At 57.4% G+C, this 11,547-nt stretch carries 12 protein-coding genes and 1 pseudogene; 8 read left to right on the plus strand and 5 right to left on the minus strand.

From position 1 onward, the window contains the following. Positions 1–2: 2 nt before the first annotated feature. A pseudogene (locus tag PGQ95_RS09670) lies at positions 3–137 on the minus strand (hypothetical protein); the annotation flags it as partial. Here PGQ95_RS09670 and PGQ95_RS09675 point away from each other — a divergent pair. Both PGQ95_RS09675 and fumD read left to right on the plus strand, forming a co-directional pair. Beyond that, the gene (locus tag PGQ95_RS09675) at positions 133–264 is read left to right on the plus strand and encodes a hypothetical protein (protein ID WP_161799851.1); all 132 of its coding nucleotides are present in this window, start codon (positions 133–135) and stop codon (positions 262–264) included. The pseudogene PGQ95_RS09670 and the gene PGQ95_RS09675 overlap by 5 nt on opposite strands. A gap of 235 nt (positions 265–499) precedes the next feature. Continuing rightward, the gene (gene fumD / locus PGQ95_RS09680) at positions 500–712 is read left to right on the plus strand and encodes a fumarate hydratase FumD (protein ID WP_087857910.1); all 213 of its coding nucleotides are present in this window, start codon (positions 500–502) and stop codon (positions 710–712) included. A gap of 26 nt (positions 713–738) precedes the next feature. Here the strand turns inward: fumD and PGQ95_RS09685 are convergent, their stop codons facing one another. Then, positions 739–1,377: a TetR family transcriptional regulator gene (locus PGQ95_RS09685; protein ID WP_087857909.1), complete on the minus strand. Its 639-nt coding sequence runs from the start codon at positions 1,375–1,377 to the stop codon at positions 739–741. Between the two features lie 127 nt (positions 1,378–1,504). Here PGQ95_RS09685 and PGQ95_RS09690 point away from each other — a divergent pair, with 127 nt between their 5' ends. The 4 genes from PGQ95_RS09690 to PGQ95_RS09705 all read left to right on the plus strand — a co-directional run bounded on the left by PGQ95_RS09690 (position 1,505) and on the right by PGQ95_RS09705 (position 6,402). Then, positions 1,505–3,355, plus strand: coding sequence for a bifunctional sugar phosphate isomerase/epimerase/4-hydroxyphenylpyruvate dioxygenase family protein (locus PGQ95_RS09690; RefSeq protein WP_430917857.1), 1,851 nt, complete (start codon positions 1,505–1,507; stop codon positions 3,353–3,355). A 76-nt stretch (positions 3,356–3,431) separates the two neighbouring features. After that, positions 3,432–4,754 (plus strand): MFS transporter, encoded by a 1,323-nt coding sequence (locus PGQ95_RS09695; RefSeq protein WP_087857907.1) that lies wholly within the window; start codon positions 3,432–3,434, stop codon positions 4,752–4,754. 15 nt (positions 4,755–4,769) lie between these two features. After that, positions 4,770–5,606, plus strand: coding sequence for a shikimate dehydrogenase family protein (locus tag PGQ95_RS09700; RefSeq protein ID WP_430917859.1), 837 nt, complete (start codon positions 4,770–4,772; stop codon positions 5,604–5,606). A 58-nt stretch (positions 5,607–5,664) separates the two neighbouring features. Continuing rightward, the gene (locus tag PGQ95_RS09705; protein ID WP_087857905.1) at positions 5,665–6,402 is read left to right on the plus strand and encodes a substrate-binding domain-containing protein; all 738 of its coding nucleotides are present in this window, start codon (positions 5,665–5,667) and stop codon (positions 6,400–6,402) included. On the opposite strand, the gene PGQ95_RS09710 is transcribed toward PGQ95_RS09705, so the two are convergent. Genes PGQ95_RS09710 through PGQ95_RS09720 form a run of 3 tightly spaced genes read right to left on the minus strand, consistent with a single transcriptional unit; the run spans position 6,389 to position 9,190 of the window. After that, positions 6,389–7,138 (minus strand): ABC transporter ATP-binding protein, encoded by a 750-nt coding sequence (locus PGQ95_RS09710; protein WP_430917861.1) that lies wholly within the window; start codon positions 7,136–7,138, stop codon positions 6,389–6,391. The two genes, PGQ95_RS09705 and PGQ95_RS09710, sit on opposite strands and share 14 nt — an antisense overlap. Then, complete coding sequence (locus tag PGQ95_RS09715; protein WP_430917864.1) at positions 7,135–8,142, minus strand: FecCD family ABC transporter permease; 1,008 nt, start codon at positions 8,140–8,142, stop codon at positions 7,135–7,137. Before PGQ95_RS09715 ends, PGQ95_RS09710 begins: the two co-directional genes overlap by 4 nt. Then, a complete protein-coding gene (locus tag PGQ95_RS09720; protein ID WP_113374135.1) occupies positions 8,132–9,190 on the minus strand; it encodes an ABC transporter substrate-binding protein in 1,059 nt (352 codons plus the stop codon). Before PGQ95_RS09720 ends, PGQ95_RS09715 begins: the two co-directional genes overlap by 11 nt. A gap of 136 nt (positions 9,191–9,326) precedes the next feature. On the opposite strand from PGQ95_RS09720, the gene PGQ95_RS09725 reads away from it, so the two are divergent. Both PGQ95_RS09725 and PGQ95_RS09730 read left to right on the plus strand, forming a co-directional pair. After that, on the plus strand, positions 9,327–10,046 hold the full coding sequence (locus PGQ95_RS09725; RefSeq protein WP_213316762.1) for a polyphenol oxidase family protein: 720 nt from the start codon (positions 9,327–9,329) through the stop codon (positions 10,044–10,046). Positions 10,047–10,126: 80 nt separating this feature from the next. Then, positions 10,127–11,530, plus strand: a complete 1,404-nt coding sequence (locus PGQ95_RS09730) for a DUF7594 domain-containing protein (RefSeq protein WP_430917867.1) — start codon at positions 10,127–10,129, stop codon at positions 11,528–11,530. The last annotated feature ends 17 nt before the right edge of the window (positions 11,531–11,547 follow it).

An 11,547-nucleotide genomic window follows, 5' to 3' on the forward strand; every position in this document is an offset into this window, starting at 1 on the left:
TCTTAGTCTTTAAGTTGTGAAGGATATGGAAATCTCGCTCCGAGGGCGCACTGCCGCGGAGTCAAACCTGTGTTACGAAAGTTGCAATGCCACGCTCTAAGGATAGGTGACAACAAAAGAGCGTGCAGAAGAATGTGTGCTGGCGGTTCAGCCCATGAAAAGTGGCAATGTTTTGTACGTTTTTTTGTGCAGTCCAATGCGCTGAAACCATTCAAGAAAGAATCGAGGCGCATTATACGCTGCCGAAACGAAAAAGGAAAATAAAAACGGCGTTTCATTTTTAGTGTGATTAATGTAACAAAATTCACACGATTCGCTCGCGAAGCTGCAACACACTTTTGCCGCTGCGGATCAGATTAAACGGTGTTTTATCATATTTACAAACCTATTAAAGGCAGTAAAACGCTTCATTGAGTGGAAAAAAATAGCGCAGTTTGCTTTATTATAAAATCGTATCAATAATGAATTGATTGATAATGATAATTTACGAGTCTTAATAATGGGAAATAAAGCGAAAGACGACGAGCTCTATCAGGAAATGTGCCGCGTAGTGGGTAAGGTGGTATTGGAAATGCGCGATCTTGGCCAACAGCCAAAACATATTGTTATCGCCGGAGTCGTACGCACCGCGCTGGCAAATAACAAAATTGAACGTTCAGCGCTGACCCGCGAGGCGATGGAAAGGGTGATTCACGCGTTGTCGGGGCACTAAACCCCGCGCCCCGACATAAGTAATGCTTAAGAGATAACGAACCGAATCACCGCTTTTACCGCGATTTCGCAGTGGTGCGAGACCATCTCTTCGTCGTCGATTTCTGGCAGCGGATCGTCGAGATACAGGCTGCTGAAAGTATAAAAATTCGATACCTGATAGAAGCTAAAACTACTGATCAGCCTATGCACGTCGCGCGCTTGCAGACCAGCCTGGAAAATCCCCTGTTGCTGGCCGCGTTGCAGAATATCTTCGATAATCGACAGCGCGGTACGGTTAAGCGGCTTCAGCTCTTCTGAACCTTTCAACCACTTGCCGCGCTGCATGTTTTCCATGCAGATAACCCGCATGTAGTCGGCGTGAGTGGCGTGATAGCGCACGCTCCATTTCACCAATTGCACCAGCGCCTCAACCGGCGGCAGGTGCTCCAACCCCAGCTGTTGCTCCGTTTCACGGATCCGTGCATAGACATGTTGCAGTACCGCCTGGTACAGCTGCTCTTTGCTCTTGAAGTAGTAGACCACCATGCGTTTGGTGGTTTGCGCCTCGATGGCGATCTGCTCCATACGCGCGCCGGGAAGGCCATATTCGGCAAACACGGTAATGGCGGCGGCGAAGATGCGCTCCTTCAGGGATTGTGCTTCATCATGAGCAATGAGGGACATAACGACTCCTTTTTCTGTGGAGACAAAAAATACACATATTGATCACAATTCAGCAACCAAATCTGGCGCCTGTGAACCAAATGATACATAGTCAGTGCTCATGTCGATTGATGACCCGAGGACTCTTATGTTGCGTTCCATCGCTACCGTTTCGATATCCGGTACTTTACCCGAAAAGCTGCATGCTATTGCTGCGGCCGGTTATCAGGGCGTTGAAATCTTTGAAAACGATCTGCTCTATTATACGGGCACGCCGCGCGATATTCGCAACCTTGCCGCTGAATTAGGGCTAAAAATCACGCTTTTTCAGCCCTTTCGCGATTTCGAGGGCGCCAGCCGCGCGCAGTTTGCCGCTAACCTGCAGCGGGCTAAGCGGAAATTCGCTCTGATGCATGAATTAGGCTGCAATACCATGCTGCTCTGTAGCAATGTCCAGCCGGACTGTTCGGCCGATATCGAACTACAGGTCGCCGACCTGCGCATGCTGGCCGATCTTGCCGAGCAGGAAGGGATCGTCATTGGCTACGAAGCGCTGGCGTGGGGAACCCACGTTAACCGCTGGCGTCAGGCATGGGAACGGGTGCAGCGGGTGAACAGCCCGGCGATGGGCATCGTCCTTGATAGCTTCCATATTCTGTCGCTCGGTGATGATCTACAAGGCCTTGCCGAGGTGCCGGTTGAGAAAATCACCTTCCTGCAGCTGGCTGACGCGCCGTTGATGAAGATGGATGTTCTCGAATGGAGCCGTCATTTCCGCTGCTTCCCGGGCCAGGGGCAACTGCCGCTGGTGGATTTCGCCCGTGAACTGACCCTCTGCGGCTATCGCGGACCCTGGTCGCTGGAGATATTCAATGACGGCTTTCGCGCCTCACCCAACGGCGCCACGGCAAAAGATGGCTACCGGTCGTTGCTGTGGCTCGAGGAGCAGACCCATCGGCAGCTTGCGGATTGCGATGCGGCGTTATTTTCACCACCTGCGCTACCGCGCTATGACGGTCTGGAATTTATTGAGTTCGCCGCCAGTCCGGCGGAGTCTATCGCGCTTGGCCAGCGCCTGACGCAGTTGGGTTTTAAGCTCCAGGGCAAGCATCGGTCTAAGCAGGTTGCGCTCTGGTGCAATGGTGAGGCGCGGGTGATTGTTAACGCGCAGCCGCACAGCTGGGCCGACCATTTTCATCAGCGCCACGGCATCTCGTTGTGCGCAATGGCGCTGCGGGTGAGCCACAGCGCGCCGGTTGTGGAGCGCGCCCGCGCCTACGGTTATGCCACCTGGCAGGGGGATTCCGGGCCAAATGAGAGTTCGATCCCGGCGGTTTGCGCCCCAGATGGCAGCCTGATCTACCTGGTTGAAACCGGTGACGACATCTACGCCCGCGATTTTCATTTACAGGCAGCAGCGCCGCGCGACGATTACAGCGGTATTGACCATCTGGCGTTAGGCATGGAGGCCGACAGCCGCGACAACTGGATTATCTTTTTCCGTACGGTTTTCGGCTTCAGTCTCGAACATGAACAGACGCTGCCCGATCCATACGGCCTGGTACGCAGCCTGGCGGTTCATAGTCCGCAGGGTGATATCCGTCTGGCGCTGAATATTTCACAAAGTCGAGCCACGCAGATTGCGCGGTCGGTCGCCTGTTATCAGGGCGCCGGGCTACAGCACGCCGCTTTCGCCTGTCGCGATTTACCCGCAACGCTCGAAAGTCTGCCGCAGGCCGCGCTGAGCGCGCTGCCGATCCCGGCGAATTACTATGAGGATCTGCTGGCGCGCTTCGGGGGAGAGCCGCAGGTAGAGACGCTGCAACGCCTGCAAATCCTCTATGACCGTGACGCCCACGGCGGCGAATTCCTGCATCTCTATACCCGGCCATTCGCGGCGGGGCGCTTCTTCTTCGAATTAACCGAACGGCGCGACGGTTACGCCCAGTACGGCGCGGTGAATGCCGCTGTCCGCCTTTCGGCCATGCAGTACAGCTAAACGTAGCAAATGGTTCACAACACGACATCGCAAACACAATAACAACATTCATCTGTACTCAAGACAGGACACGACTATGAACTCTTATAGCCATAACCAGGCGACGGCGGCGGATACCGCGACCACCGCGCCTCGCTCCCGGCGGCGTATCGGGATCCTGGCGCTGCTGGCCGTCGGCACGATGATTAACTATCTCGACCGCACGGTGCTTGGCATCGCCGCGCCGAGACTGACCGCCGAGCTCGGCATTGATGCCGCCATTATGGGAATTGTTTTTTCGGCCTTTGCGTGGACCTACGCGCTGGCGCAAATTCCCGGCGGTATTTTCCTCGATCGTTTCGGCAATAAGGTGACCTATTTCCTCTCATTGGCGCTGTGGTCGCTGTTCACCTTATTTCACGGTATGGCGATTGGCTTAAAAACGCTGTTGCTGTGCCGCTTCGGGCTTGGCGTCAGTGAAGCGCCCTGTTTTCCGGTCAACAGCAGGGTAGTGAGTACCTGGTTTCCGCAGCAGGAGCGTGCGAAGGCCACGGCGGTCTACACCGTTGGCGAATATCTCGGGCTGGCCTGTTTCTCGCCGCTGCTGTTCTGGATTATGGGCAGCTTCGGCTGGCGCGCGCTGTTTATCAGCGTCGGGGTTGTTGGCATCCTGTTCGCGCTGGTCTGGTGGCGTTGCTACCGCGAACCCCATCAGGACAGTCGCCTGAGCGACAGTGAACGCGAACATATTCTTCGCGGCGGCGGGCTGGCTAGCGCGCAGCGGCAAAAAAACGCTTTTAGCTGGCCGCTGGTGCGCCAACTGTTGGCAAAACGACAGGTGATTGGCGCCAGCGTGGGTCAATTCGCTGGTAATACCGTGCTGGTCTTCTTTCTGACCTGGTTTCCAACCTACCTGGCGACCGAGCGCCACATGGCATGGTTGAAAGTGGGCTTCTTCGCCATCCTGCCGTTCCTCGCCGCGGCGGGAGGCGTGCTGTTTGGCGGCTGGCTCTCCGACAAGCTATTGAAAGCCACCGGTTCGGCCAATCTGGCGCGTAAGTTGCCTATCGTCGTCGGGCTGATGATGGCCAGCAGCATTATTTCCGCCAACTGGTTGCCGAGCGACCTGGCGGTGATCCTGATGATGTCTTTTGCCTTTTTCGGTCAGGGTATGGTTGGCCTCGGCTGGACGCTAATCTCCGATATCGCGCCGCAGGGGCTTGGCGGGATAACCGCCGGCATCTTTAATTTCTGTACCAATCTGGCGGGGATCCTCACGCCGCTGATTATCGGTTTTATCGTTGCCGCTTCCGGTAGTTTCTTCTACGCGCTGGTCTATATCGGCGGCGCGGCGCTGCTTGGCGTAGTGGCCTATCTGTTTATTCTTGGCGATGTCAAACGCATCGAACTTTCGCAGTAACGACAGGAGTAAGGCATGATCATTAGTGGTCATACGCGGCTGATAGCGCATCTTGGTTATCCGACCGCCAGTTTTAAAGCGCCGATGATTTATAACCCATGGCTGGCCCATTGCGAGGCGGACGTCAAAGTGGTGCCGATGGGGGTGAAACCAGCGGATTACGCGGCGCTGGTGCCGGCGCTGTTTTCCATGACGAATATCGTCGGCGCGCTGGTCACCATGCCGCATAAAATGGCTACCTGCGGGCTGGTAGACCAGCTGAGCCCGACGGCGACAATCGCTGGCGCCTGTAATGCCATCCGTCGCGAAGTCGATGGCAGCCTGCGCGGCGATATGTTCGACGGCGAAGGTTTTGTGCTGGGGATTAAGCGCAAGGGCTTTCAACCACAAGGGGCGAGAGCGCTGGTGATCGGCTGCGGCGGCGTCGGCTCGGCGATTGCCGCGTCGCTGGCGGCCGCAGGGGTCAGTACCTTGACGTTGTTCGACACCTGTGAAGCCGCCGCCGAGGCGCTGGCGGAGCGGCTGCATCAGCACTATCCACGTCTGGAGCTCGTCCTGATGCGGCGCGATCCCATCGCGCAGGATCTGGTGGTCAACGCCACGCCGCTGGGTATGAAAGCGGATGATCCGCTACCGCTGGACGTTTCGCGCCTGTCGCCGCGCACCTGGGTTGGCGAGGTGGTGATGAGCGTTGAATACACTCCGCTACTGCGGGCGGCGCAGACGTTGGGGTGCCCGATTCAGCGCGGTACCGATATGCTATTCGAGATGATCCCGGCCTATCTCGAGTTCTTCCAGCTCCCGGTGGCGACGCCGGAACAACTGCGCGAACGGGCCGAAATTCGCTACTGAATCAGCAAAAAAGGCGTTACCCTAGCGTTATGTTTTTGTCTTTATAGCGATTCGTGTGATGACCACTTCATTGACGCTGCTGGCGGCGGGGAGCCTGAAAAGCGCTTTCCTCCCGCTGCTGGCGCGATTTCAGCAGCTTAGCGGCATTCCTGTCGAGGCGCAGTTCGGCCCGGCCGGTCTGCTGCGCGAACGCATTGAAGGCGGTGAACGCTGCTCGCTGTTCGCCTGCGCTAATACCGAACACCCTCAGGCGCTGCTGCAGGCCGGGCTTGCAAAAAATTGCTGTTCGTTTGCCGCCAACCGGCTGATGCTAACCGCGCGCCGCACGCCTGACACCGATCGCGCTGACTGGCTGGCGTTGCTTCGCGACGGGCGACTGCGGCTGGCGACCTCCACGCCGGGCTGCGATCCCTCCGGTGATTACACATGGCAGCTTTTCGCTCGCCTTGAGGCCAGCTTTCCGGGGCTCGGACGGGCGTTGATGGCCCGGGCACAGCAGCTGGTCGGCGGCCGGGCGTCGCTGACTGTGCCGTCGGGCATTACCGCTGGGGCGTGGCTGATTGGCGAAGACTTTGCCGATCTGTTTATCGGTTACGCCCACTATGCGGTTCAGATGACGGAGAGCGCGCAGTTTCGCACGTTACTCATTCCCGAGCCGTGGAATATACGCTGCGAATATCAACTGGCGGAAATTGAGGAAAGCGCCGCCGCGCGGCAGCTACGGCGCTTTATCACCGCGGAAGAAGGGCAGAACTTTCTGCGCGCGGCAGGTTTTTTGGCCGTTAACGATGGATAGTAAACTGCGGCGCCAGTAACGGCACCGCGCTACCGGGATGATGGATTTTGTGGACCGGCAGGCCGTAGGCGCGGCGCAGGTTTGTCTCGCTGAGCACTGCGAATGACTCTCCCGCCAGCCATTCTCCGCCGGGCAACAGCAGCAGGGTATGGCTGGCGACCTGCAGGGCGTGAGTCGGATCATGGGTGGTGAACATCACCGTGCGTTTCTGCCGATGGGCAAGGTCGCTAATCAGCTGTAACACAATCTGTTGATTGGCCAGATCCAGCGCTGAGCAAGGTTCATCTAACAGGATGTTCTGGCTGGCGCTGACCAGCGCGCGGGCTATGAGCGCCAACTGCTGCTGACCACCGGACAGGGCGCGAAAAAGCTGATTGGCCAGCGCGGCGATCCCCAACTGCGCCAGCGCCTGTTGAACCTCCCGTTCATCTTCCTGCCCCGGCTGCGCGAACAGATCGACGTGGCGGGCGCGCCCCATCAGCACCACATCGCGCACTTGCCAGCCAAACGCCGGACGAAACGACTGCGGCACGATGGCGACGCCGCCTTCCACGCTAAATTTCCCGCCGAGCGGCGGCAGAACGCCGGTCAGGGTATCCAGTAGCGTGCTTTTACCACGACCGTTGGCGCCCAGAATTGCCCAGATTTGCCCATGACGGCACTGCATTGATAGTGGGGCGAAGAGCGGCTGACGATGACCATAGCGCAGGGCGTCCAGTGATAAGGAAATGTTCATTGGGCCACTCCGCGGCGTTGAGACTGAATCAGTAAAAGGGTAAACAGCGGCGCGCCGAGCAGGGCGGTAATAATGCCAATTGGAATCTCCGCCTGGGTTAAGGTGCGCGCCAGGTCGTCCACTACCACCATAAACGCGCCGCCGAGCCAGAATGCCGTTGGCAGCAGGCGGCGGTGATCGGCGCCGACCAGCAGTCGCGCCAGATGCGGAATCACCAGCCCGACCCAGGCGATGCTGCCGCTAACCGCGACCTGGGCGGCGACCAGCACCGCGCAGCAAACCAACACTCCGCGGCGCAATTTGGCCACCGAAACGCCAAGACCGTGCGCATCTTTATCCTCCAGCGCCAGCAGGTTGATACGCCAGCGCAGCTTTAGCAGGATAACGGCGGCGACGGCGACCGGCAGCGCCATGGACAGCACTTTGTGCCAGTTGGCGGTGGCAAAGCTGCCGAGCAGCCAGAAAACGATATTCGGCAGGGTTTCTTCCGTATCGGCAAGGTACTGCATCAGGCTGACCAGCGCGGCAAAGAAACCGCTGAGAATAATGCCGGAAAGGATCAGCGCCAGCGTGTTTTCACGCCCTTGTAGCCTGGCAATCAGATAAACCAACATCAGCGCGGCGAGGCCGAAGAAGAAGGTGCAACCCATCATCGGTATGATGTCAAAACCTAGCAGGATCGCCAGCGTGCCGCCGAAGGCGGAGCCGGAGGTCACACCGATGATATGCGGGTCGACCAGCGGGTTGTGGAATACGCCCTGTAAAGTCGCGCCGCATAGCCCCAGTGAGCCGCCGGCCAGCAGCGCCATCGCTACCCTGGGAAGTCTGACTGACCAGACTATCTGCCCGGCGACGGCGCTGGCGGACGCGCTATGCGTAAGCTCATGAAAGACCTCATTCAGGCTGAGGGGGTACTGCCCCAGGCATAGCGAAGCGATAGCGATAAATAACGTTGCCGCCGCCAGCCCGCCGTGCAGCAGGGCCCAGTGAAGGTTATTGCGCATTCGGCGTCCATTTCACGCGGTAGAAGCGTTGATAGTAATCCTGCGCTTTGGCATCGACATCGACGTTCCGGTAGCGGGAAGGATAGAGCTTTTTCGCCATCCACAGTTCGCCTATCGCCAATGCCTCTGGCATTGGATAGCCCCAGGCCTTGGCGTATTCCGGCATCAGCCATACGCGGTGGTTTTTCACCGCGTCTATCGTCTGCCATTGCGGGTCGTTTTCAATCTGTTTGACCACCTGCGGATAGCGGTCCTGGACGAAGATCACCTCGGGGTTCCACTGCAGAACCTGTTCCAGCGAGACTTGACGCGCCCCCTTAACCGTCGCGGCCGCAACGTTCAGCGCCCCGGCATGCTTCATCATCAGACCGGTATATTTGCCGGAGCCGTAGGTGTTGAGATCCGGGTTGGCCATATACACGCGCACCCGCTGATTCTCAGGGATACCGGCGACCGGGGCGTTAGCTTCTGCCCGCGCCGCGAAGGTGTAATCAATCAGCGCTTCGGCCTGGCTTTGGCGTTCGACGACTTCGCCAATCAGGCGGATCCCTTGTTTGAGCCCATTGTTATAGGCCTGCTCTTCATTGGCCATCGTCGGATTCATTTTGCTTTTCTCTCCCGCCGCGTCCTGGCGCAGAGAGATGGCGATAACCGGAATACCGGCATTTTGGATCTGCTGGATCATCGCCTGCGGCGCGTAATTAGCGACGAACACCACCTGCGGATGCAGCGCCAGCAGGCTTTCGATATTGACCTGCGTTAAATCACCCGGCGTTGGCAGATTTTCAATAGCGGGCATAAAGCGGACAAACTGCGGCCCGAGCTGTTTTTTCCAGCTGCTTAACACGCCAACGATATCGTCGCCGGCATTCAACTGGACCAGGAGATTAAGCGTCTGGTGCTGCAGGACGACCGCGCGGGTGATGTGATCCGGAAGCGTAACCTGGCGGCCCAACTGGTCGGTAACGGTGCGGTCGGCAAAGGCCTGGCTGGTGAACAGGCTGGCGCTACACAGCGCCAGGCCTAAAAGTAAACGGTGTGGTGACATGGATTAACCCGGTTGGATAAGAATAATCGATATATACTAAATTATATAGCGATGCCAAAAACAAAGCATCAACATCTTGCGTAGCGAGCGGCCTTGGCCTACGGTAAATCCACCACCAATCCATTCATGCGACGTTATGTCTTATCCATCCCGCTTGTTAAGTGATATTCCCGGTATTCGTTACGCTTTTCTTGATGTGCACGAAACCGCCGCCTTTCCGTACAGCGAAATGGCGCCGGTTAAGCTGGTGCACGGCAATGTTGTTCATCACTATCAGGAGCCGCTGGCAGAGCGGCCGCATGCCGATGCGGTGTTTACGGCGCTGCGTGGGCAAAAGGTCGGCGTCGTCACCGCCGACTGTTTACCGCTGTTAATGGCTTCGCGGGATGGGCGCTATGTTTGCAGCGTGCATGCCGGCTGGCGCGGAGCGGCGAGCGGCATTATTGAAAACAGCCTGGCGCTGTTTCACCAGCATCAGGTGACGACAGAAGAGATTGTGGTGGTCTGCGGGCCGCATATTCACGCCTGCTGCTATGAGGTTTCGGCCGATTTTTATCGAACGCTGTTGACCATGCCGGCGGGCAAGCTGGCAAAACGGTACAGCGACGAGCTCTTTCATCAGCGCCTCGCCCCACCAGGAAACGGGCAAGCGCAGGCGACCGGTAGCGATAATCTGTGGTTCGATCTCCGCGCGCTGGCGCAACGGGTGCTGCAACAGGCCGGGGTGGCGGCGGAAAATACCGAATGGCTGGGAAGCTGTACCTACTGTACGCCGCAGGCGCTCGGCTCCTACCGTCGGCGTACCCATTTTCCGGCGGCCAAAACCTTCCAGTATTCATGGATTATGCGTGAATGAGATAAAATGATGTTTGCTGATGTGTAACATCGGCGCACGCTTGCTATCTCTACGGTCCTTCAAACAAGGAGGATCGTAAAATGAAAGCTAACTCAGTTGTACTGGCCCTGACGCCGCTGCTGGCCGCCAGCGCTTTTTCCGCCCATGCAGGACCGCAAGCCCAGGCGGTATGCGGCTACAGTCACACCCTTGGCGACGACGCGATTATGATGTTCGGCATGCCTAACCAGGCGATGTGGCATGATTTCTTCGGCAATAGCCACACCGACGCGGTCTCAACCTATCAAACCCTGCGCGCACAGCCGGAAACCACCTGTGATAACAAGGCCGACAGTTCTGCATACTGGGCGCCGTCAATGAAGTTGCCGGATGGACAAATTGTCACTCCGGCTTATCAGAAAACCTATTACCAGGCGACCAAAGTCGAACAGTATCCGCTGCATCCTTTCCCGTCGGGGTTAGAGCTGCTGGCTGGCGACCACCACGGCTCCGCGCCGAGCTCGCGGATAACCTTCCTGTGCGCCAACGGTAAAGGCTATAGCAACAAAGCCGGTGAGGTTTGCGGCCTGCGTAAAGCGGGCGATGCCGTACAGTTTAATATCGGTATTCAGTTCCCCAACTGCTGGGATGGCGTCAACCTCAAACCGAGCCACGGTCACAGCAATGCCGCCTATGATGTTAACGGCGCCTGCCCGGCCGACTATCCGGTAAAAATCCCGACGGTAAATATGAATATCGCCTACGTGCTGCCGCAGATTACGTCTCTGGACACGGCGAAAATTGAGCTGTCGATGGACCCGGTAATGAAGGGCGATAAACGTGAAGAGAAGTGGGGCAGCATCTATACCGCCCATGCGGATTTCATGAACGGCTGGACGGTCGAGGGCGCGCACTTCATGACCGAACACTGTATGAATGAAGGTATGGATTGTGGGACCAACGTGCCTTATAGCTTCTCGCTGGCGGAAGAAAACGCGGTGGTTGAGAGCGCGCAGCCGAATGTTAACTTTGGGACGCCTGAAGCGCTGCAGATTTCCGATAACTGGAAGAACGGCGGCCGCACCCGCAACCCGGAAACCCTGACCCTGGTGAAGTTTAAAATCCCGGCGCTGCCGAAAGATCAGGATGCGTCGCTGTTTAAGTATCGTCTGCGTCTGTACGGCGGCAAGGTTGAAACCAACGGCGCGGATCAGATTTTCTTCTATCCGGCCAGCAATAGCTGGAGTGCGTCAAGCGTGACCTGGAAGCATCGCCCGACCTGCAGCTACAATTCAGATGCTCAACTGTATCTCAATTCATCTCGTGAGTATCGGATGGTGGATATCGATAAAGCGGTGCGTAAGGCGCTGGCGGAAGGGAAAACCGAAATCTCCTGGTACATCGGCGGCGACCGTCAGGGCAACCACTATCAGTTTGACGCCACAGCGGCGCAGAAGCAGCCGATCCTGATGCTGGTTGGTTTTAAAACCACCCCGGAAATTTAATTCGCAATAAAGGTAAG

This window comes from Klebsiella sp. 141240 (assembly GCF_050600805.1).
Lineage (GTDB): Bacteria > Pseudomonadota > Gammaproteobacteria > Enterobacterales > Enterobacteriaceae > Klebsiella > Klebsiella aerogenes.

Excerpts from the sequence above, each read along its gene's own strand:
- PGQ95_RS09675 (WP_161799851.1), top strand. The coding sequence starts at position 133 with ATGTGTGCTGGCGGTTCAGCCCATGAAAAGTGGCAATGTTTTGTACGT.
- fumD (WP_087857910.1), top strand. The coding sequence starts at position 500 with ATGGGAAATAAAGCGAAAGACGACGAGCTCTATCAGGAAATGTGCCGC.
- PGQ95_RS09685 (WP_087857909.1), bottom strand. The coding sequence starts at position 1,377 with ATGTCCCTCATTGCTCATGATGAAGCACAATCCCTGAAGGAGCGCATC.
- PGQ95_RS09690 (WP_430917857.1), top strand. The coding sequence starts at position 1,505 with ATGTTGCGTTCCATCGCTACCGTTTCGATATCCGGTACTTTACCCGAA.
- PGQ95_RS09695 (WP_087857907.1), top strand. The coding sequence starts at position 3,432 with ATGAACTCTTATAGCCATAACCAGGCGACGGCGGCGGATACCGCGACC.
- PGQ95_RS09700 (WP_430917859.1), top strand. The coding sequence starts at position 4,770 with ATGATCATTAGTGGTCATACGCGGCTGATAGCGCATCTTGGTTATCCG.
- PGQ95_RS09705 (WP_087857905.1), top strand. The coding sequence starts at position 5,665 with ATGACCACTTCATTGACGCTGCTGGCGGCGGGGAGCCTGAAAAGCGCT.
- PGQ95_RS09710 (WP_430917861.1), bottom strand. The coding sequence starts at position 7,138 with ATGAACATTTCCTTATCACTGGACGCCCTGCGCTATGGTCATCGTCAG.
- PGQ95_RS09715 (WP_430917864.1), bottom strand. The coding sequence starts at position 8,142 with ATGCGCAATAACCTTCACTGGGCCCTGCTGCACGGCGGGCTGGCGGCG.
- PGQ95_RS09720 (WP_113374135.1), bottom strand. The coding sequence starts at position 9,190 with ATGTCACCACACCGTTTACTTTTAGGCCTGGCGCTGTGTAGCGCCAGC.
- PGQ95_RS09725 (WP_213316762.1), top strand. The coding sequence starts at position 9,327 with ATGTCTTATCCATCCCGCTTGTTAAGTGATATTCCCGGTATTCGTTAC.
- PGQ95_RS09730 (WP_430917867.1), top strand. The coding sequence starts at position 10,127 with ATGAAAGCTAACTCAGTTGTACTGGCCCTGACGCCGCTGCTGGCCGCC.